This window comes from Arthrobacter sp. YD2 (genome assembly GCF_030410475.1).
GTDB classification, from domain to species: domain Bacteria; phylum Actinomycetota; class Actinomycetes; order Actinomycetales; family Micrococcaceae; genus Arthrobacter_B; species Arthrobacter_B zhangbolii.
The window spans coordinates 42,521-67,967 of sequence record NZ_JAUHHB010000003.1 but is presented as its reverse complement, the minus strand read 5'-3'; the positions used below and the strand labels follow the sequence as shown (position 1 = coordinate 67,967).

The window sequence follows — 25,447 nt, the reverse complement described above, 5'->3', positions numbered from 1 at the left end:
CCCTCGAGGTTACGCCCTTTCACAGTTAGGCTCTATAAATGCGCTTTGTAATCCGGCCCCGCCGGACCATGGCCGTGTGTGCCGCGCTGATGCTGGCCTCGACGGCCGCTGGCTGTGCCGGCTCCGGGGCCCGCCCGGGGGAGGGGTCCGGAGGGATCACGGTCTTTGCCGCGTCGTCGCTGACCGATGTGGTGGAGACCTTTGACGCTGCCTACGACGGCGGCGGACGGCTCCGCGTCAACGTGGGCTCCAGCAGTCAGCTTGTGGCCCAGATCCAGTCCGGCGCCAAAGCCGACGTCGTCATCACCGCCGATAACGAGGCACTGGAGCCGGTGCGGCCGGAGCTGGCCCGGGAAACCGTGTTGGCGGCCAATCAGCTTGTACTGGCCCTTGCGCCGGGCAACCCCGCAGGCGTCGCCGTGTTACGCGATGTGACGGCGGACGGCATCCGCACGGCGCTGTGCGCCCCGGCAGTTCCATGCGGCAGGGCAGCGGACCACGTGCTCGAAACCGCGGACCTGCACCTGGCCGAACCGAGCCTGGAAGACAGCGTGCGGTCGGTGCTGACCAAGGTATCCAGCGGACAGGCGGACGCCGGGTTTGTCTACCGCACCGATGCGCTGGCCGCGGCGGACGCCGGCGTCACCTATCTCGCCCTTCCCGAGGCTCCGCCCAACCCGTATCCGGCAGCCCTGACATCCGTTGGCGCCGGCAACGATGCCGCGGCTGCCTTCTATGAATGGCTGCGCGGCCCGGAGGCGGCTGCCATCCTCGAAGAAGCCGGGTTTGTGCCCGCCGGGGACGGTGCCTGATGTCCCTGAAACCGCTGCGGGATGAACAGGTCCGTGACAGCATGCCCGGCCGTTCCGTCTCCGGGAAGAGTGCGCCGCTCAGCCGGGAGGCACGCGCCACCACTCCGGGCTGGCTGTGGATTCCCGCCTCAATGGCGCTGCTGCTGTGCGCCGGCCCCGTTGCGGCGCTTCTGCTCAACGTTCCGTGGACCTCGCTGCCCGAACTGCTGGGCTCCGGGGCGGCACGCACCGCGCTGGGGCTGTCCCTGGCCACGTCGCTGTGCTCCACGCTGATCTGCGTACTGCTGGGGCTGCCGCTTGCCGTCCTGTTCAGCAAGCTGCAGGGGCCCTGGATCCAGCTGATGCGGGGAGTGCTGCTGATACCGCTAGTGCTCTCACCGGTGGTCTCGGGCATAGCCCTGCTCTATTTCTGGGGACGGCAGGGGATTGCCGGGAAACTGCTGGGCGCCGCCGGGGTGGATGTGGGCTACTCGCCGGCCGCCGTCGTTATTGTCCAGGTATTCGTCTCGCTTCCGTTTTTTGTGGTGGCCTCGCTGAACAGCCTTTCAGCCGTGGACAAGGACATTGAGATGGCCGCTGCCACCTCCGGCGCCGGCCCCACTGCCATCCTCCGGCACATCACGCTGCCGCTGGCGCTGCCGGGAATTGTGGCCGGGGCGCTGCTGGCCTTCGCCCGGTCGCTGGGCGAATACGGTGCCACCATCACCTTTGCCGGCAGCATCGAGGGACGCACCCGGACGCTGCCCCTGCAGATAGAACTGAGCCTGAACTCCAACCAGCCGCAGGCGGCTCTGGGGATCTGCCTGATGCTAATTGCCCTGTACCTGCTGGTGCTGCTGCTCGCGCGGCTGGGCACCGGACGGCTGCTGCCGCGATGACCTTTACCGCCAGGAACGGCCTGCGTTCCACCGTGACGCCTCCGGGAATGCCGGCCTGCAAACGAATGGACCAGCCATGAACCGAACCCGGCGGGGCGGGCCCACCCCGCGTCCCACCCCGCGGCACACCAAGGGATGGGCCATCGCCGCAGGGCTGGTGGCCGCAGCGGTGGGGGTGGCTGCCGGTGAACTGCTGGCAGCGATCCTGAGCCCGTCCCTGTCACCGGTCTCCGCCGTCGGCTCCGCAGTGATTGATGCCGTTCCCGGTCCGGTGAAGGACGCCGCGATCGCCCTGTTCGGCACGGCCGACAAAGCCGCGCTCCTGACCGGCATGGCACTGATTATTGCCCTCGCCGCCGTCGCCGCGGGATGGCTGGAGCTCCGCCGCCCGCCGGCCGGGTCGCTGATCCTCGGTGCCTTCGGCGCTGCCGGCCTGGTTGCCGTGCTCAGCCGGCCGCAGGGCGGGCTGCTGGCGGTACTCCCGCCGGTGGCCGCCGGCGTCGTCGCCGTCCTGATCCTGCGCGCACTGGCCGCGCGCGTCCGTCAGCTCGCGGACGCGCGGACCCCCGACGCCGTCGGGGCCGGACGGCGCGCCGTCCTTGCCGCTGTGGGCGGGGGAGCGGCAGTGGCCCTGCTCGGCACGGCGCTCTCCGCCGTGGCCAGGGGCGGCCAGGCGGGGGTGCTGGCACTGCGTGACGCTGTGCGGCTGCCGGTTCCGGCCCGCGCGGCGGCAACCGTTCCGGCCGGTGCCGAACTCCCCGTGCAGGGGCTGCCGCCGCTGGTGACACCGGCCTCGGACTTCTACCGTATTGACACTGCCCTGAGCGTGCCGGTCATCGATCCGGACAAGTGGCGGCTGCGGGTCACGGGAATGGTGGACCGCGAGGTGGAGCTGACGTTTGCTGACCTGCTGGCCAAGCCGCTGCAGGAAAGCTACGTCACGCTGGCCTGCGTCTCCAATGAAGTGGGCGGGAACCTGATCGGCAACGCCCGGTGGCTGGGCTGGCCCGTGCGCGAGTTGCTCGCTCAGGCCGGCATACGGCCGGGTGCGGACATGGTCCTGTCCACCAGCAGGGACGGCTGGAGCGCCTCCACCCCGCTGGAAGCGCTGACCGATAACCGCGATGCCCTGCTTGCCGTTGGAATGAACGGGAACCCGCTGCCGCTGGAGCACGGTTTCCCCGTCCGGCTGGTGGTCCCGGGACTGTACGGCTACGTCTCCGCCACCAAATGGGTCACCGAGCTGCGTGTGACGCGCTTTGCCGATGAGACGGCGTACTGGACCGAACGGGGCTGGGGCGAGCGCGGACCGGTCAAGCTCTCCTCCCGCATTGACGTCCCCGGGCGGAACCCGGTGTCTGCCGGCACGGTTACCGTGGCCGGGGTGGCCTGGGCGCAACACACCGGCATCAGTGCCGTGCAGGTCCGGGTGGACGACGGCGAGTGGCAGGATGCGCAGCTGGCGCCGGGCATTTCGGCGGACACCTGGCGGCAGTACTCGCTGCCGGTGGAGCTGACCCCCGGCGGACATGACCTGAGCGTCCGCGCCGTGGATGCCAACGGTACAAGGCAGGCGGAGGAGAAACGCCCCGTGCTGCCCGACGGCGCCACCGGCCTGCATACAATTCGGGTGACGGCACGGTGAGGCACGGAACCGCCCGGCCGGATACCGCATCAGCTAGGAGGACAATGTCCGGACAATCCGCCCCGCAGGGAACCGAAGGAACCGACACCGGCACGGACGCTGCGCCCGGTCCCGGTCCGCGGAGTGTTGCGGCGCACCAGGCGGCCGTCGCGGAGCTGCTGCGGCACTGGTTTGAAGCACACCCGCCGGCTGCCGAAACCGTGCCGGTGGCGGAGGCCGCGGGCCGGGTCCTGGCCGCCGATGTGCATGCGCCGGGAAACCTTCCGCCGTTTACCAATTCCCAAATGGACGGGTATGCCGTGCGCTCAGCGGACCTGGCAATGCCGGCCGGGGAATCGGCCGGAGAATCCGCGGCCGCCGGTCCGGACGGGCGGGCGGTGGACGCCCGGATCCGCCTGGCGACAGCCGCCCACATTCCGGCCGGCAGCGTCCCGCCGCCGCTGCAGCCCGGCACCGCCGCACCCGTTATGACCGGTGCCATGCTGCCGGAGGGGGCGGACGCCGTGGTTCCCATCGAAGCCTGCGATCCCGACCATTTCCTGCCCGCGGGGACCGCGGGCACTGTTCAGCTTCCCGCCGGTATTCCGCCCGGCCGGTTTGTCCGCCGGGCCGGGAGCGACATTGCCGCAGGCGCACTGGCCCTGGCCGGCGGAACCGTCCTGGGTACTCTGCAGCTGGGACTGCTCGCCGGCCTGGGGCTGGACCGCGTTGCCGTGCGTCCGCGCACCAAGGTGCTGCTGCTGACCACCGGAGACGAAGTCCGTGAACCGGGCCAGCCGCTGGGCCCGGGGCAGATTCATGACGCCAACACCACCCTGCTCCGTTCCTCGCTGGAAGCCGCCGGCGCCCGCGTGCTGCGGTCACGGATCCTGGCCGATTCTCCGGCGGAATTCCTCGAACGGCTGCGGGCGGACATCGCCGCAGACGCTCCCGATCTGGTGCTTACCTCCGGCGGGATCAGCAAGGGTGCCTACGAGGTGGTGCGCCAGGCGCTGGCGGCCGCGGAGGTCCGGTTCCTGTCCGTTGCCATGCAACCCGGCGGCCCCCAGGGGATCGGCACCGTGGACGGGGTGCCCTTCCTGGGCTTCCCCGGGAATCCGGTCAGCTCCCTGGTGTCCTTTGAAATGTTTCTGCGCCCGGCCCTCGCAGCGGTCACCGGCACGCCGCGCCCGCGGGTGCAGGTGCAGGCACGGCTGACCGAACCGCTGCAGAGTCCGCCCGGGAAGCACCAGATCCGCCGCGGCCGGTACTGCCCGGACGGGACCGTGGTGCCGGTGGGCGGCCCCGGCTCGCACCTGATGCATGCCCTGGCCTCTTCCAATGCGCTCATCTCGGTTCCGGTGGGCACCGAAAAGCTCCCCGAAGGCGCGGAAGTGACAGTATTGCTTGTGGACTAACAGCTGAACCATCCCGCAGTGCCCCCATCCGGGCGCCGCATGCCGAAAGGACGCCCCGTGAGCGCCGAACCTGATAACCACCAGACCGCCGGATTAACGCATGTCCGCGATGACGGCTCAGCACACATGGTGGATGTCTCCGGCAAGCCCGAAACCACGCGGCAGGCCACGGCACAGTCCGTGCTGGTTACCACCGCCGACGTCCTGCGGCTGATCGCCGACGGCGGCCTGCCAAAAGGCGATGCCATCGCCGTCGCCAGGGTGGCCGGGATCATGGCCGCGAAACAGACCTCCAACATCATCCCGCTCTGCCATCCGCTGCCGCTCACCAAGGTCACGGTGGACTTCACTCCGCGGGACCAGGACGTCCTGGTGGAGGCCACCGTAAAGACCAAGGGGCTTACCGGCGTCGAAATGGAGGCCCTCACTGCCGCCTCGGTGGCCGCGCTGACGCTCTACGACATGATCAAGGCGGTGGATAAGCACGCCCGGATCACTGACACCATGGTGCTGGCCAAGTCCGGCGGCAAGAGCGGAGACTGGAAGCTGTGAGCACCCCCGTACCCGCGGCCCCGCGCCGCACCGCGGCCGTCCTGATCGCCTCCACCCGGGCAGCTGCCGGCGTTTACGAAGACGAATGCGGCCCGCTGATCGCCGATTGGCTGTACGCCCTGGACTATGACCTGGTGCTGGCGGAAGTAGTGCCCGACGGCGATGAGATTTCCGCTTCCCTGCGGCGGATCCTCGCCCTGGCCCCGTCCGTCCTGCTGACCAGCGGGGGCACCGGCCTGAGCCCGGATGATGTCACCCCGGACCTGACCGAACCGCTGCTGGACCGGCAGCTTCCGGGGGTCATGGAGGCCATCCGTGCCAAGGGGCTCGCATCCACACCCATGGCGGCGATCAGCCGCGGATACGCAGGCACCGCCGGCGGCACCTTTATTGTGAACCTGCCCGGGTCCCCGTCCGCCGTCGCCGACGGGCTGGCCGTGCTGGAACCGATCATCGGCCACATCTGCGGCCAGTTGGAAGGCAAGCGTGAACACTAGCGAAGTCCTGCGGGCCACAGTCTCCGCCGAACCCCTGAGCACCGCCGAGGCAGAACGCCAGGCCTGGTCACCCGAGTGCGGAGCCGTAGTGCTCTTCAGCGGCATTGTCCGCAACCACGACGACGGCAAAACGGTGACTTCCCTCGGCTACAGTGCCCACCCCACCGCCGCAGCGGTCCTGGCGCAGGTGGCGGGGGAAATCGCGGCGGCGTACGACGGCGTCCGCATCTGGGTGGGACACCGCACCGGAGCCCTCGAGATCGGTGACGCCGCCCTCGTGGCCGCCGTCGCCTCGGCACACCGCGGCACCGCGTTCGCCGCCTGCTCGGCACTGGTGGACGCCGTGAAGGCGAATGTGCCCATCTGGAAGGAGCAGGGCTTTACCGACGGCAGCACCGAGTGGGTGGGCGTCAGTGACCGGCCGTGAGCACCGGTAATCTTGAGGCTATGAAGGAAAAACTTGCCGTAGCGGTGCTCGGCGCCTCGGGCCGGATGGGATCCGAAGCCGTGGCCGCCGTCGAGGCAGCCGAAGACATGGAACTGGTGGCGGCCCTGGGCCGGACCGATCCGCTGGAAACGCTGGTCTCCGCCGGTGCGCGTTGCATTGTGGACCTGACCGTGCCGGACAGCACCGAAGCCAACGTCCGTTTCGCCGTCGAACACGGCATCCACGCCGTGGTGGGCACCACCGGGTGGGATGCTGACCGGCTGGCCCGGCTGCAGGAGCTGCTTCAGGCCTCCCCGGGTACCGGTGTGCTCATTGCCCCGAACTTTGCGCTCGGCTCGGTCCTGGCAACTGCCTTCGCCGCGAAGGCCGCACGCTACTTCGAATCAGTGGAACTGATCGAACTGCACCACCCGGACAAGGTGGACGCGCCGTCGGGCACAGCAGTCCGCACCGCCTCGCTGATCGCACAGGCACGCGAGGAGGCAGGGGTGGCACCGTCCCCGGACGCCACCACCAAGGAGCTCCCGGGAGCCCGCGGCGCCGACGTGGACGGTGTGCACGTGCACTCGGTCCGGCTGCGCGGGCTTGTGGCCCATCAGGAAGTACTCCTGGGCGGTCCCGGCGAGCAGCTCACCATCCGGCATGACTCCTTTGACCGGGCCTCCTTTATGCCCGGCGTCCTGCTGGGACTGCGGCAGGTTGCAGAGCATCCCGGACTGACCGTCGGTCTTGACGGCTACCTCAACCTGAACGACTAAGGATCACGTTGTCTTTCTTTTCCGGCCTCTTTTCCAACCGTGCCAAGCTCGGCGTGGCGCTGGTGACCCTGCTGCTGCTTTTTTACCTGGTGGTCTCCGCGCAGCGCGGCTGGCTGCTGCTGACCTCCCCGGAAATCCCGGCCAAACTCATGGGCGCCGCCTACCTGGTACTGCCGGTGGTGGGTGCATGGGCCCTGATCCGTGAACTGACCTTCGGTGCCCGGACGGAAAAGATGGCTTCCATCCTGGCCGAGGAGGGCCGGCTCCCGGTTGACGACCTGCCCCGGACACCGGGCGGACGGATTGTTCGCGCCGCTGCCGACGCGCAGTTCCCGCAGTACAAGGCGGAAACGGAAGCAGCCCCGGAGGACTGGCGCAGCTGGTTCCGGCTGTCCTGCGCCTATGACGCCGCGGGGGACCGGACCCGGGCACGGCGTGCCATGCGGCAGGCCGGCAAGCTGTTCGGCTCAAGGGGCAACTGACCCGCTCCGGATTTCTCCTGCATTTCCTTTCTACCGGTAACCCGGCGGGTCAGCGTTTGCGCGCCGCCGTGCCCGCCCCTGACTTTCCGCGGGCCAGCCGGGATGCACCGGAGGTCAGGAACTCCAACGGCCCGCGTGCTTCGATGCGCTGGAACAGGATGGCCAGCACCACGTAGATTGTGGCCTGGATCCAGAACACCGGCATCGGCTCCAGCGGCGGAACCTGCAGGTCCACCACGCTCATGACCCACACATGCAGGCTGTAGAGCGTCAGCGTCATGGCGCCGGCGGCGGAGAGCGGCAGCAGCAGATTCGGGCGTGCCCGGGTGAGCAGCAGGCAGGCGCCCAGCACCGCGGCCGCGGTGCCGGCTGCGTGCAGCATGTCCAGGCTCGTATTGGAATGCGGCCCGGCCAGCGCCAGCCACCACCAGGACCCGGTCTGTTCCACCGGGCTGAGATTCACTTCCAGCATGCGCGCCAGCGGCCACCGCTGCCCGGACGCGGTTGCCTGCAGGGCATCGAAGCCGCCCAGTGAACCCAGCAGGTAATAGGAAAGGAACTTGGAGGTAACCGCTGCGAAAATACCGGCGGCGAGCAGCCCGACCTGTACCGACAGGTTTGTCAGCGTCAGCCGGCCGATGACCATGCCCAGCAGGATGTAGCTTAGCCACTGGAGTACGGGGTAGAAGCCGGTGACAAACACATCCGCCGCCAGGGTTGCCGGGGCGAGGAAGGAATCCCATGTGAGGTTTCCGTCAATCTCCGCCGGCGATAGATTCTCCAGCAGCCAGCCGCGCAGCAGGTAGGCGAGCACGGGGGAGGCGAGCAGCCATGCTCCCGCCCAAACGGCCAGGCGCCGCAGCGGCATCCCCACGAACGGCAGCGCCAGGAGGAACAGCACCGCGTAGTGGAAGAGGATAATGGCGATGCTGGTCTGCAACCCGCCCAGGGCCAGCCCGACGAGGGCAATAATCAGCGCACGGACCGCGATTCCGCGCCGGTCCCGGTTCACTGCCTTCGCTTCATGGGGCTGGCTGCCGCCCGTGAGCAGCGCCAGCCCGACGCCGGCCACCACGGCGAACAGGGCCGAGGACCGGCCGGAGAAGACCAGGCCGGTGAGCGTGCCGTACCCGGTTTCCTGGTTGTACAGCGGCAGGGTGTGGGTGGCGATCATACCCAGCAGGGCTATCCCGCGGGCAGCGTCGATGCCGGTGAGGCGGCGTTGGATCATGCACAGAATCGTCTCACGCACCGTCCAACCGGTTCACCTGCCCGCACCGGCGGCCGGCCGCGGGGGCGTTGTCCGTTTGCGCCACGTTGCGGGTAACGTTTTACCCATGGATTCACTAAACCGCACGCTTCCCTTCGGCACCCTCGTCACCGCCATGGTGACCCCGTTTACCGAGGACGGTGCAGTGGACTTTGACGCCACCGCCTACCTTGCGAACAAACTTGTCGAAGACGGCTGCGACGGCCTGGTGGTATCCGGGACCACCGGTGAAACCTCCACCCTGGAGGACAGCGAGAAGGAAGATCTGTTCCGGGTGGTTGCTGAAACCGTGGGCGGCCGGGCAAAGGTTATTGCCGGCACCGGCACCAACCACACATCCCACTCGGTGGAGATGGCCCGCCGCGCCGAGCGCGCCGGAGCCGATGGACAGCTCGTTGTGACTCCGTATTACAACAAGCCCACACAGGCCGGCGTCCTGGCGCACTTCGACGCCGTGAGCGCAGCAACGGACCTGCCAATCATGATTTACGACATTCCCGGCCGTGCCGGCATCGCACTGAGCACCTCCACCCTCATCCGGCTGGCGGATAATCCCAAAATCCTCGCCCTGAAGGACGCCAAGGCGGACTTTGCCGGAATTACCCGCGTGCTGGCCAACACCACGCTGGATGTTTACGCCGGAGATGACGGGCTGACCCTGCCATGGATGGCCGCCGGCGCCGTGGGCGTGGTGAGCGTCTCCGCCCACATCGCCACGGCTCAGTTCCGTGCACTGGTCGACGCCGCTGCCGCCGGGGACTTTGCCACTGCCCGCCGGATCCATTTCGAACTCGATCCCCTGATCCGTGCCGTGATGACGCATATCCCCGGTGCCGTCTCTGCCAAGCAGATCCTGGCCCTGCAGAAGGTCATTCCCAACCCAGTTGTCCGCCTGCCGCTGGTGGCGCCGGACTCCATCGAAATGGAGGCCGTCTACACTGACCTGGCCGAAGCCGGCATGGATTTCTCCCGGATCGGGGCGTAACGGACATGAGCGTAACCCCGGGCAGCGCGCTGCTCACCCCGCCGGCCCTGGAGCCCGGAACCCTGCGGATCGTCGCCCTGGGCGGACTGGGGGAGATCGGCCGGAACATGGCCGTGTTCGAGATCGACGGCAAGCTCCTGATCGTTGACTGCGGCGTGCTGTTCCCGGAGGAAACCCAACCCGGAGTCGACCTCATCCTTCCGGACTTCTCCTACATCGAGGACCGCCTGGAGGATGTGGTGGGCGTGGTGCTCACGCACGGCCACGAGGACCACATCGGTGCCGTGCCGTACCTGCTGCGCCTGAAGAACGACATTCCCCTGATCGGTTCGCAGCTGACCCTGGCCCTGGTCGAAGCCAAGCTCCAGGAACACCGCATCAAGCCCTTCACCCTCACCGTCAGGGAAGGCCAGGTGGAACACCTCGGTCCCTTCGAATGCGAATTCGTGGCCGTCAACCACTCCATCCCCGACGCCCTGGCCGTGTTCATCCGCACCGAGGCCGGCACCGTGCTGCACACCGGCGACTTCAAGATGGACCAGCTGCCGCTGGACGGCCGGATCACCGACCTGCGCGCCTTCGCCCGGCTCGGCGAGGAAGGCGTGGACCTGTTCATGGCGGACTCCACCAACGCCGACGTCCCCGGCTTCACCACCGCCGAACGCGAAATCGGCCCCGTGCTGAACGAGCTCTTCGGCAAGGTCAGCAAGCGGATCATCGTTGCCTCCTTCTCCTCCCACATCCACCGTGTGCAGCAGGTCCTCGACGCGGCCGCGGCCCACGGACGCTACGTATGCTTTGTGGGCCGTTCCATGGTCCGCAACATGGCCATTGCCGAGAAACTGGGCTACCTGAACGTGCCCGAGGGCATCCTGGTGGACCTGAAGAACGTGGATGACCTGCCTGATGACAAGGTGGTGCTGATGTCCACCGGCTCGCAGGGCGAACCCATGGCCGCCCTGTCCCGGATGGCCAACGGCGACCACCGGATCAGCATCGGCAAGGGAGATACGGTCATCCTTGCCTCGTCCCTGATCCCGGGCAATGAGAACGCCGTCTTCCGGGTCATCAACGGACTGATGCGCCTGGGCGCCGATGTTGTGCACAAGGGCAACGCGAAGATCCACGTCTCCGGGCACGCCGCAGCGGGGGAACTGCTCTACTGCTACAACATCCTGCGGCCCAAAAACGCCATGCCGGTCCACGGCGAAACCCGGCACCTGATTGCCAACGGGCGGCTTGCCGCTGCCACCGGCGTGCCGGAACAGAACATCATCCTGGCCGACGACGGCACTGTGGTGGACCTGCGCGGGGGCAAGGCCCGGGTGGTTGGTGAGGTTGAATGCGGATTCGTCTATGTGGACGGCTCCAGCGTCGGCGCCATCACCGATACGGACCTGAAGGACCGGCGGATCCTGAGCGAGGAAGGATTCATCTCCATCATTTCCGTGGTGAACCGCAGCACCGGGACCATCGTCTCCGGTCCTGAGATCCACGCGCGCGGGTTCGCTGAAGGGGACGCGGTCTTCGACGAGATCATTCCCAAGATCAGTGCGGCACTGGAGGAAGCGGTGCGGTCCAACACCGACCACACCACCTACCAGCTCCAGCAGGTGGTGCGGCGGGTAGTCGGCACCTGGGTCAACCGCCGGCTGCGCCGCCGGCCGATGATTGTGCCGGTAGTCGTCGAGGCCTGATCCTGCCCGTGCCGATCTAAGCGGATGCGGCCGGGAAACCCTGCCAAAGTGCTGCCCGGCCGCGTAAATTCAGGGGATCGGGCAGCCGATCAGGTAGCGTGGCTCCTATGGCGACTCGTACTTCCCCTGCCGCACGCAGCGGTGCTTCCGGCCCCACAAAGGCCCGCAGCACCGGCGGCAGCACCAGCAAGACATCAGGCAAAGGCAACCCGCGCGGCGGAACCGGGGGCCGGGGGAGCTCCGCGTCACGCCAGTCACCGCCGCAGGAGCAGCTGCCGCTGCCGCTGCGGGCGATTGAAAGCGCCTGGATGGGCGTGGCGCGGATCGCCGGAGCAGGCATCCGCAAACTCGGCACTGATGTCTCCCCGGAGCGGGCAATCCGCCGCGACGGCACCGGTTTCTTCCTGATCCTGCTGGCACTGGCCGTAGCTACCGTTGAATGGTGGGCACTGCGGGGTCCCGTCGCAGATGTTATCCACGCCGGAGCAGCCGGCACCTTCGGCTGGATGGCCCTGGTCCTCCCGTTTATGCTCCTGACCGGATCGGTCCGCCTGTTCCGGTACCCCGAACGCCACCGCGCCAACAGCAGGATCAGCATTGGGCTGGTCATTATGCTGCTTTCCGGCTCCGGCATCACCCACATTGTCGGCGGTTCGCCCGCCCTCTCCGACGGGTTCGACCGGCTGTGGGCCTCCGGCGGCATCGTCGGTTTCCTCGTCGCCGGGCCGCTGTCGGCAGCCCTCACCACCTGGCCGGTGGTGATCCTGCTGGCCTTCCTGGTGTTCGTGAGCCTTCTGATTGTCACCGCCACCCCCTTCCGGCACATTCCGCTGCGCCTGCGCGCCCTCTACGAGCACCTGATGGGCCAGGACCTGGCACCGGATGATCCCGAGGCCCACGACCAGAGCTACCTGTACGGAAACTCCGCACCGGAGAAGGTCAAAAAGCCGCGCAGGAGCCGGCGGGAAAAGCAGGCCGACGCTGCCGCCGCCGCTGCGGCTCAGGAAGGGTTTGCCGGAGATGAGGCCTTTGAACGGGCCCTGCTGCAGGATGAGGAAGACGAGGCGGCTGCAGCTGCCGCGGCCGCCCCTGCGGTCCCGCCGGGAGTGCGGCGGCCCACCCAGGCGGAACTGGCCACCCAGAAGATCCGCCGCAACCAGGGGCTTCCGGTGGACGGCAGCCCTGTCTCGGACTCAGCCGAGCCGCCCACCGAAGCGATCAGCATGGTCCCGGGCGCCACTGAAGTGCTGAACCTGGCCTCCGCCGGCGCCCCGGTTCCGCCGGTCCCGTCCAAGCCCGTGGCGCACACGCCCCCGGCCGCCCCCATTCCGCAGCGCACCGAACAGCTGCAGCTCTCCGGCGACATCACCTACACCCTGCCGCCGTCGGACTTCCTGCCGCCTGGCCCGCCCGCCAAGGAACGCTCCGAAGCCAACGACGCCGTCGTCGCCGCCCTGACGCACACGCTGGAACAGTTCAACGTGGATGCCAAGGTCACCGGCTTCTCCCGCGGCCCCACGGTCACCCGGTACGAGATTGAACTCGGCGAGGGCACCAAGGTGGAACGGGTTACCGCCCTGTCCAAGAACATTGCCTACGCGGTGGCCAGCTCCGATGTGCGCATCCTTTCGCCCATTCCCGGAAAATCCGCCATCGGCATCGAGATTCCGAACGCGGACAAGGAGGTCGTGGCCCTGGGCGATGTGCTGCGTTCCAACTCCGCCCGCAAGACCGAGCACCCCATGGTGATGGGTGTGGGCAAGGATGTTGAGGGCGGGTTCGTTGTCGCGAACCTGGCCAAGATGCCCCACCTGCTGGTGGCCGGTGCCACGGGTGCCGGTAAATCCTCGTTTGTGAACTCCATGATCACCTCCATCCTGATGCGCTCCACCCCGGATGAGGTGCGCATGGTGATGGTGGACCCCAAGCGGGTGGAACTGACCGCCTACGAAGGCGTGCCGCACCTGATCACGCCCATCATCACCAACCCGAAGAAGGCCGCCGAGGCCCTGCAGTGGGTGGTCCGGGAAATGGACACCCGCTATGACGACCTGGCGAACTTCGGGTTCAAGCACATTGACGACTTCAACAAGGCGGTCCGTAACGGCAAGGTGGTGCCCCCGGCCGGCTCCAAGCGGGTCATCCGCGCCTACCCGTACCTGTTGGTGATCGTGGACGAGCTGGCGGACCTGATGATGGTTGCCCCGCGGGACGTGGAAGACTCCATTGTCCGCATCACCCAGCTTGCCCGCGCCGCCGGCATCCACCTGGTGCTGGCCACCCAGCGTCCCTCCGTGGACGTGGTGACCGGCCTGATCAAGGCCAACGTGCCCTCCCGGATGGCCTTCGCGACGTCCTCGGTCACCGACTCCCGCGTGGTCCTGGACCAGCCCGGCGCGGAAAAGCTGCTGGGCCAGGGCGACGCCCTGTTCCTGCCGATGGGTTCCAACAAGCCCATCCGCGTTCAGGGTGCCTGGGTCACCGAGTCCGAGATCCACCGGGTGGTGGAGCACGTCAAGAACCAGCTCCAGGCCGTCTACCGTGAAGACGTCACCGTCACCGCGCCGAAGAAGCAGATCGACGACGACATCGGAGATGACCTCGATGTTCTGCTGCAGGCCACCGAACTGGTGGTCACCACCCAGTTCGGCTCCACGTCCATGCTGCAGCGCAAGCTGCGCGTGGGCTTTGCCAAGGCCGGACGCCTGATGGACCTGCTGGAGTCCCGCGGCGTCGTTGGTCCCTCCGAAGGATCCAAGGCCCGCGATGTGCTGGTCAAACCCGACGATCTGGCAGCCACCCTGGCCGCGATCAGCGGCGGGGAAGCCCCGGCACCGTCCGGCGGCGCGGATACTGCCGCGCTGGCTGACAACGCCAACGCGAACCACGGGTTCGAGTCCGGCGGACCGGTTGACCTGGTGGCCGCGGATCTGGAGAGCCGCCCCCAGGCAACGGAATACCATGACGGCGACGACGACGCCGACGGCTCCGAAGACGCCTGGAGCCTCACCGGCCGGTGAATGTTCGCTACGCTGGAGGCGTGAGCAATTCTCCTACGGACAGAGTCCCCACCCTCAACATCGCCAACGCACTGACGGTGGTGCGGATCCTGATGGTTCCGCTCTTTATCTGGTTCCTGGCACTCGACGACGGCCAGGGGGGACTGTTCCGCTGGCTCGCCGTGGCGACATTCGCCGTTGCCATCTACACGGATAAGCTCGACGGCGATATTGCCCGCAGCCGCGGCCTGATCACCGACTTCGGCAAGATCGCCGACCCGATCGCGGACAAGCTGCTGATCGGCTCCGCCCTGGTGATGCTCTCGCTGCTGGGTGAACTCTGGTGGTGGGTCACCATTGTCATCCTGGTCCGGGAGCTCGGCATCACCCTGATGCGTTTTGTTGTCATCCGCTACGGCGTTATGGCTGCCTCCCGCGGCGGCAAGCTGAAGACCGTGGTGCAGACCTTCGCGATCTTCCTCTTCCTGCTGCCGCTCTCCACCTGGCTGGGTGGCTGGGCGTGGTGGATCGGCGCCGTCGTGATGGCTGCTGCGCTGGTGATCACCGTTGTCACCGGCATTGACTATGTACTCCAGGCTGTCCGGCTGCGCCGCGACGCCAGGCGGGCCTGACCGGTATGACGCCGGGAACCGCGGCTGCGGTCCTCGACGCGGCACGTGCCGCCGGGAGGACAGTGGCCACCGCGGAGTCCCTGACCGCCGGCATGCTTTGCGCTGAACTCGGAGCGGTACCGGGGGCTTCGGCGGTTTTGCAGGGCGGGGTGGTGGCGTACCAAAATGGCATCAAGCACTCCGTTCTCGGAGTTCCGGCCGGGCTCCTGGCCGAAGCCGGTTCCGTGGACGGACGGGTGGCCGAACATATGGCCTCCGGAGCGCGGCGCGTCCTGGGCGCCGATATCGGGGTCTCCACCACCGGAGCCGCGGGGCCCGAGGCCCATGACGGAAAACCGGTGGGCACGGTGTTCGTGGGTATCGCTACGGCCGGAGGCACCAGCGTCCGGGAGTTCCATTTCTCCGGGGACCGGGCAGCCATCCGGGCCGCAACCTGCCGGCAGGCGCTTCTGATGCTGGCCACCGAGCTGGAAGCGGACTAGCGTATCGGACGGAGCGGGAAGCGTCCGGATATAAGCGGGAACAAATCCGGCAGGGTGTCAGTTGTTAGTATCAGGAACCGCCAAGGTTCTTTTATTACGATCTTTGGACAGTCTGCGGTATCGCCGCAGCCGTACTCATAGGGAGCAGGACGATACACATGGTTAAGCAACCCGTGTCCGTGAACGGCGTGATCCGCTGGCGGGATGTAGGGTTGGCGGAAGACGCACACCGGGAGCCAAAGGAGCGCAAGATGGTAGTTCTTCGTCACGAGATTGGTGATGTTCTCCGCGACGTGCGCCAGCGCCAGGGCCGTACCCTGCGCGAGGTCTCACATAGCGCCCGCGTTTCCCTCGGCTACCTCAGCGAGGTTGAACGCGGACAAAAGGAAGCATCGTCAGAACTGCTGTCTTCCATCTGCACTGCCCTCGATGTGCCCCTGTCCCTGATGCTCCGTGAGGTCAGTGACCGGGTGGCCAACGCTGAAGGCGTGGCCATTCCAGATACCGTGCCATCGGAGTTTTCCCGGGAATTCGCACGTGAGTTCCCGGAAGACCTGGCCCGGGACCTGGCCCGCACACCCTAGGACCCACCCCACGACCTGCCGGTCGGGATGCCCCTGAACGGATCCGGACCGGAAGCGACTTGAAAACCCCCGCAGGCGCGGTGCCTGCGGGGGTTTGTTCTGTCCGCAGCTCTAACTGCCGGGCCCGGCTTCCCCCTCCCGGCCTTCCGCAGGCAGCGGGATGGCGGGGTCTCCGCCCGGCGGCAGCACCGAGGTGTTCAGCTTGTGCAGCAGCTTTGCCAGAGTGAGCAGATCCTCGGTTTCCCAGCCTGTCCAGGTGCTCCGGAAATGCGCCTTACGCGCCGCGGCCGTACCTTCCAGGCGGGCAGAGCCTGATTCGGTGAGGCTGATGGGCTGGGCCCTGCCATCGATCGGATCAGTATGTTTTTCAACGAGTCCCAGCGTCTGCAGCATCGACACCTGCCGGCTCAGTGACGGCTTTCCCACCCCTACGGCGGAGGATAGCTCCGTCAGGCGCATCGGACCCTGCTGGTGAAGCAGCACCATGAGGCCATAGGCGGACGGCTCCATATCCGGGTGGACTTCCCGGGCCATGCGGTGCGAACTGGCCCGGGCCCTGCGCCAGAGGACACTTAGTTCCTGCTCCAGGTCCTCAATGGCAGTATCTCCCTCAGGCCCGGTGCCCGGCCCGGCAGCCGGGAATATCCCGACGGGCCCTGCACTCGGAAAGCCTGCAGCCGGAAGGCTTGCGTCCGGAAGGCTTGCGCCCCGAAGGCCATCACCGGAAAGCGGACTCTGCGGATGCGTGCCGTGCTTCGGAGAACCGGCCGTGCCGGAAATCTCGGTCATCCCTCATTGTAGGTTCGCGCCGCGGCACCTGCCCCGGCCTGCGCCGTTTTTATGTCCGTCAAGCGGCTGGATTCGGGTGCCGGGCCGGACCGGTGCAGAGGCGGCTTCGGTCGGTGGGGACTTGACCGCTATCGGATCCACTGGCAGAGTCCCCGGCATGATCGTCAACGGGTCCGTAGGGAGTGCTCCGTGGGGACTTGACCTTCTCGATGTGGCCGCACCACCGTGGGAAGAGGACCTGCTGGTCACCGCCCGGCCCAAGGGAGTCGTCGACGTGTGGTCACTGGTGCGCGGTACGCGGTGCACCACGTTCGAAACGATGTGGGGCTCCGGCGGCTGGCGGGGGGCACTAGTGCCCGGCGAGCACCCCGTGGTGGTGGCCGGCGCGTGGGAGCGCCACGGCATATGCGGGTATGACCTGACGGGACAGCGGCTGTGGCAGGACCCCAGCCGCACAAACGTAGAGGCGGTGACCGCCCTGGCCGGAGGGCGTGTAGTCGTCACTCACCTCCGCAGGGCCCCCCGCGTGCTGGAGGCAGCGACCGGGAAGGAAGTGGGTACCCTGCGGGGAGCGTTGAGAGTAATTGCGCTGACTTCGGACCTCTCGCTTGAAGTGGGTAGCGGCTGGTGCCGTCTGCTGGATCGTTCGCTGAATCCGCTCGGGTCCCGGATCGCGACCGGACTGAACACGGTTTGGTGTGCAGCCAGCGACGGGGAGCACCTGGCGATCACCGAGATAGGCGGACCCTTACGCATCCTCGACTCCGACGGGCGAGAACGAGCGAGGATAGCTGAGCACTTCCGTCATGTCCTCCATGACCCGGTGACGAACTCCTGGATCGCGGTCCACGAGCCCACCGGTGGGAAGAACTCCCTGTTCCGGTTCAGCAATGAGGGGGAGCTTCTGGAGCGCCGTCCCTGGGACCTCCGCATCCGCGGCACAGCGACGATGCGCGGAGGCAGGACGTTGATCCTGATCACGGATCAAGGCGGCCAGGTCGTGGACTGCGCAGACTGGAGCGTCCGACGACTCCAGGTGACGTGAGCCTGAACGCTGAGTAGCCCGTGGCGCACGTGTACGCCTCCGTGCGCCGTGCGTGAGACGATTAATTGATGCGTATCAGTGACTTCTGGCGGCTTATGGATGACGAGTTCGGTTCGGCCTATTCACGGGTCCTTGCCGCTGACCTGGTCCTTGCCCCGCTGGGCGGCGTCACCGCTGCGCAGGCACTGGATAAAGGGATTGAACCGAAGGCGGTGTGGCTGGCGGTATGCGATATCCAGGATGTTCCGCAGGAACGCCGGCTGGGCCGGGATATAAAACCCAAGGCCACCTGACGGCGCAGCCGGCGTATTCGAGCGGAACACGCCGGGAACCTTATTCGAATCTTTGTTCGGATAAAGATATGCTCCTACACAGGGGTCGGTCCGAGCCGATGCGGCCCGGAGATATCCACAAGACAATGAGCAACAAGGTCCGGTCAGCCGTTTTGTCAGTGCCGCCGGATAGGGTCGTTATTAGAAAAGGACGACCGGCCTACGGGCCGCTTACTACCACAACACGAGGTGAAGAATGGCTGCTCCAGCCGACCGCGCAAAAGCCCTAGAGGCAGCGCTGGCCCAGATTGACAAGCAGTACGGCAAGGGGTCGATCATGCGGCTGGGCGACGAAGTGCGCGCCCCCGCCGAGACCATCTCCACCAGCTCGGTCGCGTTGGACGTGGCGCTGGGCATCGGCGGGCTGCCGCGCGGCCGCGTCGTGGAGATCTATGGACCGGAATCCTCCGGTAAGACCACCCTGGCGCTCCACGTGGTGGCGAATGCACAGAAGAGCGGCGGCATCGCCGCGTTCATTGACGCCGAGCACGCCCTGGACCCCATCTACGCTGCCAAGCTTGGGGTGGACACGGACTCACTCCTGGTCTCCCAGCCGGACACCGGTGAGCAGGCCCTCGAAATCATGGACATGCTGATTGGCTCCGGTTCGGTTGACGTTGTTGTCATTGACTCCGTTGCCGCTCTGGTGCCCCGCGCCGAAATCGAAGGCGACATGGGCGACAGCCATGTCGGACTCCAGGCCCGCCTCATGAGCCAGGCGCTGCGTAAGATCGCCGGCCGCCTGAGCCACACCAACACCACGGCTATCTTCATCAACCAGCTGCGTGAAAAGATCGGTGTCTTCTTCGGTAGCCCGGAAACGACCACGGGCGGCAAGGCGCTGAAGTTCTACGCCTCGGTCCGCATCGATGTGCGGCGCATCGAGACCCTCAAGGAAGGCACCAACCCGGTTGGTAACCGGACCCGGGCAAAGATCGTCAAGAACAAGATGGCTCCGCCCTTCAAGCAGGCAGAGTTCGACATCATGTACGGGGTCGGCATTTCCCGCGAAGGCGGCCTCATCGACATGGGAGTGGAGCACGGCCTGGTCAAGAAGTCCGGCGCCTGGTTCACCTATGACGGTGACCAGCTGGGTCAGGGCAAGGAAAATTCGCGTAACTTCCTCAAGGACAATCCCGACCTTGCGGACGAGCTGGAGCGCCGGATCCGGGAAAAACTTGGCATCGGCGTTCCGGCCGCAGAAGCGCCCGCCAACCCCAAGCTGAAGGCAGTGGGGAAGGACTCCTAAGGTTCGGGTGCCCTTCGGGCCGGTCCGTTGTAAAGACACGGTCTCCGGAGGGCACCGGCCTTGGCGCCCCCGGCAGAGACAGCTATGGATACTCCGCAGCAGAACAACCGGCAGCAGAACACCCCCCAGTCCGGGACCGGACAGGATGAGACGCTGGCGCAGCTGAGACAGCGCCTCGCTGACATCCAGGCCGGAACCGCGCAGGCCTCCGCAGACGACCCCGCAGGAGCTCCTGCCAACGAACGAAACCGGCCCGGCAGAACCGCGGGACGGCGGAAGGCTGCCGGGAGCAAAGACTCATCGGGTGAAAGCGACCCGGAAGCCGGCTGGGAAGCATTCAAGGAGGACGGGTTCGGGGAAGAGGCGACAGCTGACGAACCCTGGGCCGAAGCGGATGCCGCAGGAAAAAGCTCCGGCAGGCGCCGGAACAAGCGCGGCAAACCGGGAGGAACCGGGGGGTCCGGGCAGCAGGCGGATGCCGAAACGCTGACACCGGAAGAGGCGTACAGCGAAGCCAAGGCCATTGTCCTGCGCCAGCTCACGGCATCCCCCAAGAGCCGGAAACAGCTGGAAACGAAACTCGCCGAACGGGACATTCCTGCGGAATCGGCGGCGGCCGTGCTGGACCGTTTCGAGGAAGTGCAGCTGGTTGACGACGCCGAGTTCGCCCAGCTCTGGGTCCGCAGCCGGTCCCAAAGCAAGTCACTTGCCCGCGGAGCGCTTCGGCGGGAACTGGCAGAAAAGGGTATAGCCCCGGATCTTGCGGCCGAAGCACTGGAGCAGGTCAGTGACGAGGATGAACTCGAGGCAGCCAGGGAACTGGCGCGGCGCAAACTCCAACGGTCAGCCGATCTGGCGGACCGCACGGTACGCGACAAGCAGACGCGGCGCCTGGTTGGCATGCTCGCCCGCAAAGGTTATTCACCCTCCCTGGGCTTTCGCGTGGCCAGCGAAGTCATCGCCGCTGTCCGGGAGGAACGCGGGGACTCCGTCTAGCACGGCCGGTGCCGCGTTGTCCGCCGGTAACGGCTCAGCCTTCTCGTCTGGAAGCCGGTGTCCAATCAGCGCGCCGTACCGTATGCTGTGCGAACTATGTTAAAGATGAGGTTTGCGGGGCCCCTGGTGCATTCGGGACGGGAGCGGCCCCGTCGGGCGGCGTCGTTGTCCGCAGTGATCCTGACAGCAGTGCTGGCTTCAGCCGTGCTCAGCGCAGCTCCGGCACCCGCCGCCGAGTCCTATCCCTCCTGGGAGGACATCCGCGCGGCCCAGTCCTCGGCGTCGGCAAAAGCCGCTGAAGCGGACCGGGTGGAGGGCTTCCTCACCGAGCTGAGGGAGGAAGCGGGCAGCCTCGGAGATGCCGCCGTCTCTGCGACCAACCGTTACAACGCTGCCGTGGAAGAGCTTGCCGCCAATGAGCAGCTGTTAATTTCGCTCGCTACACAGCGGGAAGCGGCCGCCGGACACGCCTCGGACCTGATGCGCCAGGTGGCCGCCTTGGCAGCCCAGACCTATAAGACCGGCGGGGCAGCCGCAGACAGTGCCGCGCTGATGCTGCTGGACGCCGACGGATCCGTGGACGCCCTGCACGGTGCCGATCTGATGGACCGGGTTTCCTCGCGGGCAGGCAATCTGTATGCGGACGCCCTGGCGTCGGAGAAGGTCGCAGCCGGGTTCAGCGAACAGGAGCAGCAGGCCCGGGATGCCCGGGCGAAACTGGTCGCCGAAGCCGAACGCTACGTTGAGGAAGCGGATTCGTCCGCCGCTGCCGCTGCTGCTGCCATCCGCGAGGAGGAAACGCGGAAGTCCGTACTTCTGGCCCAGCTTGCCGAACTCCGGGACAGTACCGTCGAGGCAGAGGAAGCGCGGATACGGGGGATAGCCGCGGAGAAGGCTTTTCGGGATCAGGAAGCGGCAGCGGAGCGTTCCGCACAGGAATCGCCCCGGCCCGGGGCCGGGCAGGCGGCGGGAGGCGAAGCATCGCCCGAAACGGCACCGCCGCCTGTGACATCCCCCTCAATACCCGCCCCGGTAAAACCCGGGCCCGTCGCACCGGCCCCGGTAGCACCCGCGCCCGTCGCACCGGCCCCCGTCGCGCCTTCGCCGGCCCCGGTGGCGCCGGCCCCGGTGGCGCCGGCTCCAGCGCCTCCCGCGCCCGTAGCACCGGTGAACGATCCGGCGGGAGCACAGAACTACGCCGCGGGCAGAATGGGGAGTTTCGGGTGGGACGGGAACGAGTTCCGTTGCCTGGTCAATCTCTGGAACCGCGAGTCGAACTGGCGCACCAACGCCGCCAATCCCTACAGCGGCGCCTACGGCATTCCGCAGTCCCTGCCCGGCAGCAAAATGGCAACCCACGGTGCTGACTGGCAGACGAACTATCGGACGCAGATTAACTGGGGGCTGGACTACATCAAGTACAGGTACGGATCGCCCTGCGCCGCCTGGGCTCATTCCGAAGAGGTCAACTGGTATTAAACCCCGGCGTTCTGTCCCGCCCACGCCCGCCGGATGTTGTCAAGAGCCGCCGTTACCGTTTTGAGACTTTTCCCGGAAAACTCCGGTAGCGTCCAGCGCTTGTGACTTCACTTGATTCTTCACGCCGCGAACAGACCCGTATCCGCCGCGCCCTGCGCCGGCGCCGCCGCCTTCGGGCGGGAGCCGCCGCGACCCTCGGATCGGTAGCCGTACTCGGGGTGTCCGGTGCGGCCCTGGGAACGGCCGCCGGCGCCAGCCTCCGGTCTTCGGCCGGAGTGCAGCTGGTGAGCCTGGCTGTACCGCTGCTTGCTTCCGAAGACACCCCGGACTCCGCCGGCTACGGCCCGGCATCCGGCTCCGGGCAGAGTGAGGCATCGAACGACGGCGGGAACGACGGCGGCGCCCCCGCCTCCGGGGACGAAGCCGTGGAGACCGGTGCTCCGGCGGCTGAAGCTGCCGGGGAACCCGGCACGGGAAATCCCGGCACCGACCAGACTGAGGCAGCGGCGGCAGCGGCGGCAGCAGCCGCCGAGGCAGAAGCAGCTGCAGCCGCGGAAGCTGAAGCCGCGGAGGCCGCGGCCCGCGCCGCCACCCCCGTGGATGATCCCGCCGCCGCGAAGGCCTATGCCGCCTCCGCCCTGGCACAGCGCGGCTGGGAGGCATCCCAGCTGAGCTGCCTGGATACGCTCTGGACCAAGGAATCGGAATGGCTCACTAGCGCCACCAATGCCAGCAGTGGAGCGTACGGCATTGCGCAGTCCCTGCCGGCGGAGAAGATGGCATCGGCCGGAACCGACTGGCAGACCAGTTACCGGACGCAGATCAACTGGGGCCTGGACTACATCTCCTCGCGCTACGGCACACCCTGCAGCGCCCTGAATTTCCACTACGCCAACAACTGGTACTGAGAATAATCCGCGGCGGTATTCGGGGCCGGACCATGGGTGGACGTACCCTAGGAGGGTGAGTCTGACTGTTTCTTCCCCTGCCCCCGATGCACTGCAGCCAAGCCCGCGCACCTATCAGGTCCGCACCTTCGGCTGCCAGATGAATGTGCACGATTCCGAACGTATCTCCGGCCTGCTCGAAGACGCCGGATATGTTGCCGCCGACGGCGACCAGGCGGACATCGTGGTCTTCAACACCTGCGCGGTCCGCGAGAACGCAGACAACAAGCTCTATGGAAACCTGGGGCTCCTGGCGCCCGTCAAGGAACGCCGCCCGGGGATGCAGATTGCCGTGGGAGGGTGCCTGGCACAGAAGGACCGCGAGACCATCCTGCGCAAGGCGCCCTGGGTCGATGCCGTCTTCGGCACCCACAACATCGGCTCGCTGCCGGCCCTGCTGGAGCGGGCCCGGCACAACGCCAAAGCGGAACTGGAAATCCTGGAATCCCTGGATGTCTTCCCCTCCACGCTGCCCACCAAAAGGGACTCGGTGTATTCGGGCTGGGTGTCCATTTCCGTGGGCTGCAACAACACCTGTACGTTCTGCATTGTCCCGTCCCTGCGCGGCAAGGAACGCGACCGCAGGCCGGGGGAGATCCTGGCTGAAATCAAGGCACTGGTGGACGACGGCGCCATCGAGGTGACCCTCCTGGGCCAGAACGTGAACTCCTACGGCGTGGAATTCGGCGACCGCGGCGCCTTCGCGAAGTTGCTGCGTGCCTGCGGCGAGATCGAGGGCCTGGAACGGGTCCGGTTCACCAGCCCGCACCCGGCAGCCTTCACCGATGACGTCATCGAGGCGATGGCCGAAACGCCCAATGTTATGCCCCAGCTGCACATGCCGCTGCAGTCCGGCTCCGACAAGGTCCTCAAGGACATGCGCCGCTCCTACCGGTCCAAAAAGTTCCTCGGGATACTGGACCGGGTCCGTGAACGCATGCCGCACGCCGCTATCTCCACCGACATCATTGTGGGCTTCCCCGGGGAAACCGAAGAAGACTTCCAGGCCACCCTGGACGTGGTGGAGCAGTCCCGCTTTGCCACCGCGTTTACCTTCCAGTACTCCAAACGCCCGGGCACCCCGGCGGCTGACCTGCCGGACCAGCTGCCCAAAACGGTGGTGCAGGAACGCTTTGAACGGCTCACCGCCCTGCAGGACCGCATTGCCGCCGAGGAGAACGCCAAGCAGGTTGGCACCACCGTTGAGGTCATGGTGACCGCCGGTTCGGGGCGCAAATCGGAAGAAACCGGCAGGCTTTCGGGCCGGTCCCGGGACCAGCGCCTGGTGCACTTCTCCGTGCCCGAGGGCGCCCCGGTTCCCCGTCCGGGTGACCTGGTAACGGTTCCGGTCACCGCGGCCGCTGCCTTCCACCTGATTTCAGACCCGGCAACCGCGGCGGATTACTCACTGCGCCGGTCCCGGGCAGGAGACGCATGGGACAGGGCCCAGGCGGATTCCTGCGGTGTTCCGGCAGGGCCCGCGGGCACCCGCAAGGGCGTGTCGCTGGGCATGCCTGTCCTGCCGCCGCGTTCCTGAGGCACCCATGAACTCTGCGCAGCCGGCCGGGCTGCCGGTCATCGCCGTCGTCGGACCCACCGGATCGGGGAAATCCGATCTGGGGGTGGCCCTGGCACTGGAACTGGGCGGCGAGGTGATCAACGCCGATTCCATGCAGTTCTACCGTGGTATGGACATCGGCACCGCCAAAATCACCGAAGCCGAACGGCGCGGCGTGCCGCACCACCTGCTGGACATCATGGACGTCACTGAGGAAGCCAGTGTTTCGGCGTTCCAGACGCAGGCACGTGAGCTCATCCGGGACATCAGTGCCCGCGGCAGGTTCCCCATCCTGGTGGGCGGTTCCGGGCTGTATGTCCGCGCGGCTCTGGACGTGCTGGAATTCCCCGGCACCGATCCGGCAGTCCGTGCCCGGATTGAAGCCGACCTGGAAACGCTGGGACTGCCGGCGCTCCGGGCCCGGCTGCAGGAAGCGGACCCGGTTTCGGCAGAACGGATCAGTGACGCGCGGCGGGTGGTCCGGGCGCTGGAAGTCATCGAACTGACCGGCCGCCCGTTCAGTTCCTTTATGCCGGTGCGCGAGTACGTGCGGCCAACCATTCAGCTCGGGCTGCGGGTGGAGCGTCCCGTCCTGCATGAGCGCCTTGCCCGCCGCGTGGATGCCATGGTGGAGCAGGGCCTGCTGGAGGAGGTCCGCCGGCTGGAGCCGCAGGGACTGCGCTCCGGCCGGACCGCGTCGCGGGCCCTGGGGTATGCCCAGTTCCTGGCGGTACTGGACGGGAAGTTATCCGTGCCGGACGCGGCAGACGCTACGGTGGTGGCCACCAGGCAGTTCGCCCGCCGCCAGCTCACCTGGTTCCGTGCCGATCCGCGTATCACCTGGCTGGACCATGACGACCCGCAACTGCTCCACCGGGCAACCGAGGCCGTCCGCGGGTGGGGCCGGCCCAGTATCCTTGGTGAGTGACCAATA

General features: G+C 67.1%; 25 protein-coding genes. 23 read left to right on the top strand and 2 right to left on the bottom strand.

Features of this window, described 5'->3' with window-relative positions:
- Positions 1–38: 38 nt before the first annotated feature.
- The 9 genes from modA (at position 39) to QWJ37_RS11345 (ending at position 7,469) form a co-directional block, all read left to right on the top strand.
- Positions 39–812: a molybdate ABC transporter substrate-binding protein gene (gene modA, locus QWJ37_RS11385; RefSeq protein WP_290245331.1), complete on the top strand. Its 774-nt coding sequence runs from the start codon at positions 39–41 to the stop codon at positions 810–812.
- On the top strand, positions 812–1,690 hold the full coding sequence (gene modB / locus QWJ37_RS11380) for a molybdate ABC transporter permease subunit (protein WP_227929004.1): 879 nt from the start codon (positions 812–814) through the stop codon (positions 1,688–1,690). Before modA ends, modB begins: the two co-directional genes overlap by 1 nt.
- 76 nt (positions 1,691–1,766) lie before the next feature.
- Positions 1,767–3,335, top strand: a complete 1,569-nt coding sequence (locus tag QWJ37_RS11375; RefSeq protein WP_290245330.1) for a molybdopterin-dependent oxidoreductase — start codon at positions 1,767–1,769, stop codon at positions 3,333–3,335.
- A 44-nt stretch (positions 3,336–3,379) separates the two neighbouring features.
- Positions 3,380–4,732 carry a gephyrin-like molybdotransferase Glp gene (gene glp, locus QWJ37_RS11370; RefSeq protein WP_290245329.1) on the top strand — a complete coding sequence of 451 codons (1,353 nt, stop codon included), beginning with the start codon at positions 3,380–3,382 and terminating at the stop codon, positions 4,730–4,732.
- Positions 4,733–4,858: 126 nt separating this feature from the next.
- Complete coding sequence (gene moaC / locus QWJ37_RS11365; RefSeq protein ID WP_290245735.1) at positions 4,859–5,284, top strand: cyclic pyranopterin monophosphate synthase MoaC; 426 nt, start codon at positions 4,859–4,861, stop codon at positions 5,282–5,284.
- Positions 5,281–5,781 (top strand): MogA/MoaB family molybdenum cofactor biosynthesis protein, encoded by a 501-nt coding sequence (locus tag QWJ37_RS11360; RefSeq protein WP_227929008.1) that lies wholly within the window; start codon positions 5,281–5,283, stop codon positions 5,779–5,781. The genes moaC and QWJ37_RS11360 overlap by 4 nt, the downstream gene beginning before the upstream one ends.
- The gene (locus QWJ37_RS11355; RefSeq protein WP_227904427.1) at positions 5,771–6,208 is read left to right on the top strand and encodes a molybdenum cofactor biosynthesis protein MoaE; all 438 of its coding nucleotides are present in this window, start codon (positions 5,771–5,773) and stop codon (positions 6,206–6,208) included. Before QWJ37_RS11360 ends, QWJ37_RS11355 begins: the two co-directional genes overlap by 11 nt.
- 20 nt (positions 6,209–6,228) lie before the next feature.
- On the top strand, positions 6,229–6,987 hold the full coding sequence (dapB, locus tag QWJ37_RS11350) for a 4-hydroxy-tetrahydrodipicolinate reductase (protein ID WP_290245328.1): 759 nt from the start codon (positions 6,229–6,231) through the stop codon (positions 6,985–6,987).
- A gap of 8 nt (positions 6,988–6,995) precedes the next feature.
- The gene (locus QWJ37_RS11345; protein WP_290245327.1) at positions 6,996–7,469 is read left to right on the top strand and encodes a hypothetical protein; all 474 of its coding nucleotides are present in this window, start codon (positions 6,996–6,998) and stop codon (positions 7,467–7,469) included.
- Positions 7,470–7,518: 49 nt separating this feature from the next.
- Here the strand turns inward: QWJ37_RS11345 and QWJ37_RS11340 are convergent, their stop codons facing one another.
- Entirely contained in the window at positions 7,519–8,700 is a 1,182-nt protein-coding gene (locus QWJ37_RS11340; RefSeq protein ID WP_227904434.1) for a heparan-alpha-glucosaminide N-acetyltransferase domain-containing protein, read from the bottom strand.
- Between the two features lie 106 nt (positions 8,701–8,806).
- On the opposite strand from QWJ37_RS11340, the gene dapA reads away from it, so the two are divergent.
- From dapA to QWJ37_RS11310, 6 genes are all read left to right on the top strand, one after another.
- Positions 8,807–9,724: a 4-hydroxy-tetrahydrodipicolinate synthase gene (gene dapA / locus QWJ37_RS11335; RefSeq protein ID WP_290245326.1), complete on the top strand. Its 918-nt coding sequence runs from the start codon at positions 8,807–8,809 to the stop codon at positions 9,722–9,724.
- A gap of 5 nt (positions 9,725–9,729) precedes the next feature.
- A complete protein-coding gene (locus QWJ37_RS11330) occupies positions 9,730–11,421 on the top strand; it encodes a ribonuclease J (protein ID WP_227904440.1) in 1,692 nt (563 codons plus the stop codon).
- Positions 11,422–11,528: 107 nt separating this feature from the next.
- Positions 11,529–14,441: a DNA translocase FtsK gene (locus QWJ37_RS11325; RefSeq protein ID WP_290245325.1), complete on the top strand. Its 2,913-nt coding sequence runs from the start codon at positions 11,529–11,531 to the stop codon at positions 14,439–14,441.
- A gap of 92 nt (positions 14,442–14,533) precedes the next feature.
- Positions 14,534–15,052: a CDP-alcohol phosphatidyltransferase family protein gene (locus QWJ37_RS11320; protein ID WP_231710041.1), complete on the top strand. Its 519-nt coding sequence runs from the start codon at positions 14,534–14,536 to the stop codon at positions 15,050–15,052.
- 5 nt (positions 15,053–15,057) lie between these two features.
- The gene (locus QWJ37_RS11315) at positions 15,058–15,534 is read left to right on the top strand and encodes a nicotinamide-nucleotide amidohydrolase family protein (RefSeq protein ID WP_227904446.1); all 477 of its coding nucleotides are present in this window, start codon (positions 15,058–15,060) and stop codon (positions 15,532–15,534) included.
- A 158-nt stretch (positions 15,535–15,692) separates the two neighbouring features.
- Positions 15,693–16,118: a helix-turn-helix transcriptional regulator gene (locus tag QWJ37_RS11310; protein WP_269436336.1), complete on the top strand. Its 426-nt coding sequence runs from the start codon at positions 15,693–15,695 to the stop codon at positions 16,116–16,118.
- Between the two features lie 111 nt (positions 16,119–16,229).
- Here the strand turns inward: QWJ37_RS11310 and QWJ37_RS11305 are convergent, their stop codons facing one another.
- Positions 16,230–16,652 (bottom strand): MarR family winged helix-turn-helix transcriptional regulator, encoded by a 423-nt coding sequence (locus QWJ37_RS11305; RefSeq protein ID WP_227904450.1) that lies wholly within the window; start codon positions 16,650–16,652, stop codon positions 16,230–16,232.
- Positions 16,653–17,064: 412 nt separating this feature from the next.
- Here QWJ37_RS11305 and QWJ37_RS11300 point away from each other — a divergent pair, with 412 nt between their 5' ends.
- The 8 genes from QWJ37_RS11300 (at position 17,065) to miaA (ending at position 25,441) form a co-directional block, all read left to right on the top strand.
- Positions 17,065–17,952 (top strand): hypothetical protein, encoded by an 888-nt coding sequence (locus QWJ37_RS11300; protein ID WP_290245324.1) that lies wholly within the window; start codon positions 17,065–17,067, stop codon positions 17,950–17,952.
- Between the two features lie 68 nt (positions 17,953–18,020).
- Positions 18,021–18,245 (top strand): DUF3046 domain-containing protein, encoded by a 225-nt coding sequence (locus QWJ37_RS11295; RefSeq protein ID WP_227904456.1) that lies wholly within the window; start codon positions 18,021–18,023, stop codon positions 18,243–18,245.
- A 235-nt stretch (positions 18,246–18,480) separates the two neighbouring features.
- Positions 18,481–19,533: a recombinase RecA gene (recA, locus tag QWJ37_RS11290; RefSeq protein WP_227904458.1), complete on the top strand. Its 1,053-nt coding sequence runs from the start codon at positions 18,481–18,483 to the stop codon at positions 19,531–19,533.
- A gap of 84 nt (positions 19,534–19,617) precedes the next feature.
- Positions 19,618–20,529, top strand: coding sequence for a regulatory protein RecX (locus QWJ37_RS16190; protein ID WP_356882192.1), 912 nt, complete (start codon positions 19,618–19,620; stop codon positions 20,527–20,529).
- A gap of 105 nt (positions 20,530–20,634) precedes the next feature.
- Entirely contained in the window at positions 20,635–22,008 is a 1,374-nt protein-coding gene (locus tag QWJ37_RS11280) for a lytic transglycosylase domain-containing protein (protein ID WP_290245323.1), read from the top strand.
- Positions 22,009–22,109: 101 nt separating this feature from the next.
- Entirely contained in the window at positions 22,110–22,916 is an 807-nt protein-coding gene (locus QWJ37_RS11275) for a hypothetical protein (RefSeq protein WP_290245322.1), read from the top strand.
- Between the two features lie 55 nt (positions 22,917–22,971).
- On the top strand, positions 22,972–24,492 hold the full coding sequence (gene miaB / locus QWJ37_RS11270) for a tRNA (N6-isopentenyl adenosine(37)-C2)-methylthiotransferase MiaB (RefSeq protein WP_290245321.1): 1,521 nt from the start codon (positions 22,972–22,974) through the stop codon (positions 24,490–24,492).
- A 7-nt stretch (positions 24,493–24,499) separates the two neighbouring features.
- Positions 24,500–25,441, top strand: a complete 942-nt coding sequence (miaA, locus tag QWJ37_RS11265; protein WP_227904466.1) for a tRNA (adenosine(37)-N6)-dimethylallyltransferase MiaA — start codon at positions 24,500–24,502, stop codon at positions 25,439–25,441.
- The last annotated feature ends 6 nt before the right edge of the window (positions 25,442–25,447 follow it).

Bases quoted from the DNA above. Each gene is read 5' to 3' on its own strand.
- QWJ37_RS11325 (WP_290245325.1), top strand. From the start codon at position 11,529: ATGGCGACTCGTACTTCCCCTGCCGCACGCAGCGGTGCTTCCGGCCCC.
- QWJ37_RS16190 (WP_356882192.1), top strand. From the start codon at position 19,618: ATGGATACTCCGCAGCAGAACAACCGGCAGCAGAACACCCCCCAGTCC.
- QWJ37_RS11305 (WP_227904450.1), bottom strand. From the start codon at position 16,652: ATGGCCCGGGAAGTCCACCCGGATATGGAGCCGTCCGCCTATGGCCTC.
- QWJ37_RS11375 (WP_290245330.1), top strand. From the start codon at position 1,767: ATGAACCGAACCCGGCGGGGCGGGCCCACCCCGCGTCCCACCCCGCGG.
- moaC (WP_290245735.1), top strand. From the start codon at position 4,859: ATGGTGGATGTCTCCGGCAAGCCCGAAACCACGCGGCAGGCCACGGCA.
- recA (WP_227904458.1), top strand. From the start codon at position 18,481: ATGGCTGCTCCAGCCGACCGCGCAAAAGCCCTAGAGGCAGCGCTGGCC.
- QWJ37_RS11315 (WP_227904446.1), top strand. From the start codon at position 15,058: ATGACGCCGGGAACCGCGGCTGCGGTCCTCGACGCGGCACGTGCCGCC.
- QWJ37_RS11330 (WP_227904440.1), top strand. From the start codon at position 9,730: ATGAGCGTAACCCCGGGCAGCGCGCTGCTCACCCCGCCGGCCCTGGAG.
- glp (WP_290245329.1), top strand. From the start codon at position 3,380: ATGTCCGGACAATCCGCCCCGCAGGGAACCGAAGGAACCGACACCGGC.
- QWJ37_RS11320 (WP_231710041.1), top strand. From the start codon at position 14,534: ATGGTTCCGCTCTTTATCTGGTTCCTGGCACTCGACGACGGCCAGGGG.
- modB (WP_227929004.1), top strand. From the start codon at position 812: ATGTCCCTGAAACCGCTGCGGGATGAACAGGTCCGTGACAGCATGCCC.
- QWJ37_RS11280 (WP_290245323.1), top strand. From the start codon at position 20,635: ATGAGGTTTGCGGGGCCCCTGGTGCATTCGGGACGGGAGCGGCCCCGT.
- dapA (WP_290245326.1), top strand. From the start codon at position 8,807: ATGGATTCACTAAACCGCACGCTTCCCTTCGGCACCCTCGTCACCGCC.
- miaA (WP_227904466.1), top strand. From the start codon at position 24,500: ATGAACTCTGCGCAGCCGGCCGGGCTGCCGGTCATCGCCGTCGTCGGA.
- QWJ37_RS11310 (WP_269436336.1), top strand. From the start codon at position 15,693: ATGGTTAAGCAACCCGTGTCCGTGAACGGCGTGATCCGCTGGCGGGAT.
- QWJ37_RS11340 (WP_227904434.1), bottom strand. From the start codon at position 8,700: ATGATCCAACGCCGCCTCACCGGCATCGACGCTGCCCGCGGGATAGCC.
- dapB (WP_290245328.1), top strand. From the start codon at position 6,229: ATGAAGGAAAAACTTGCCGTAGCGGTGCTCGGCGCCTCGGGCCGGATG.
- QWJ37_RS11300 (WP_290245324.1), top strand. From the start codon at position 17,065: ATGATCGTCAACGGGTCCGTAGGGAGTGCTCCGTGGGGACTTGACCTT.
- modA (WP_290245331.1), top strand. From the start codon at position 39: ATGCGCTTTGTAATCCGGCCCCGCCGGACCATGGCCGTGTGTGCCGCG.
- QWJ37_RS11295 (WP_227904456.1), top strand. From the start codon at position 18,021: ATGCGTATCAGTGACTTCTGGCGGCTTATGGATGACGAGTTCGGTTCG.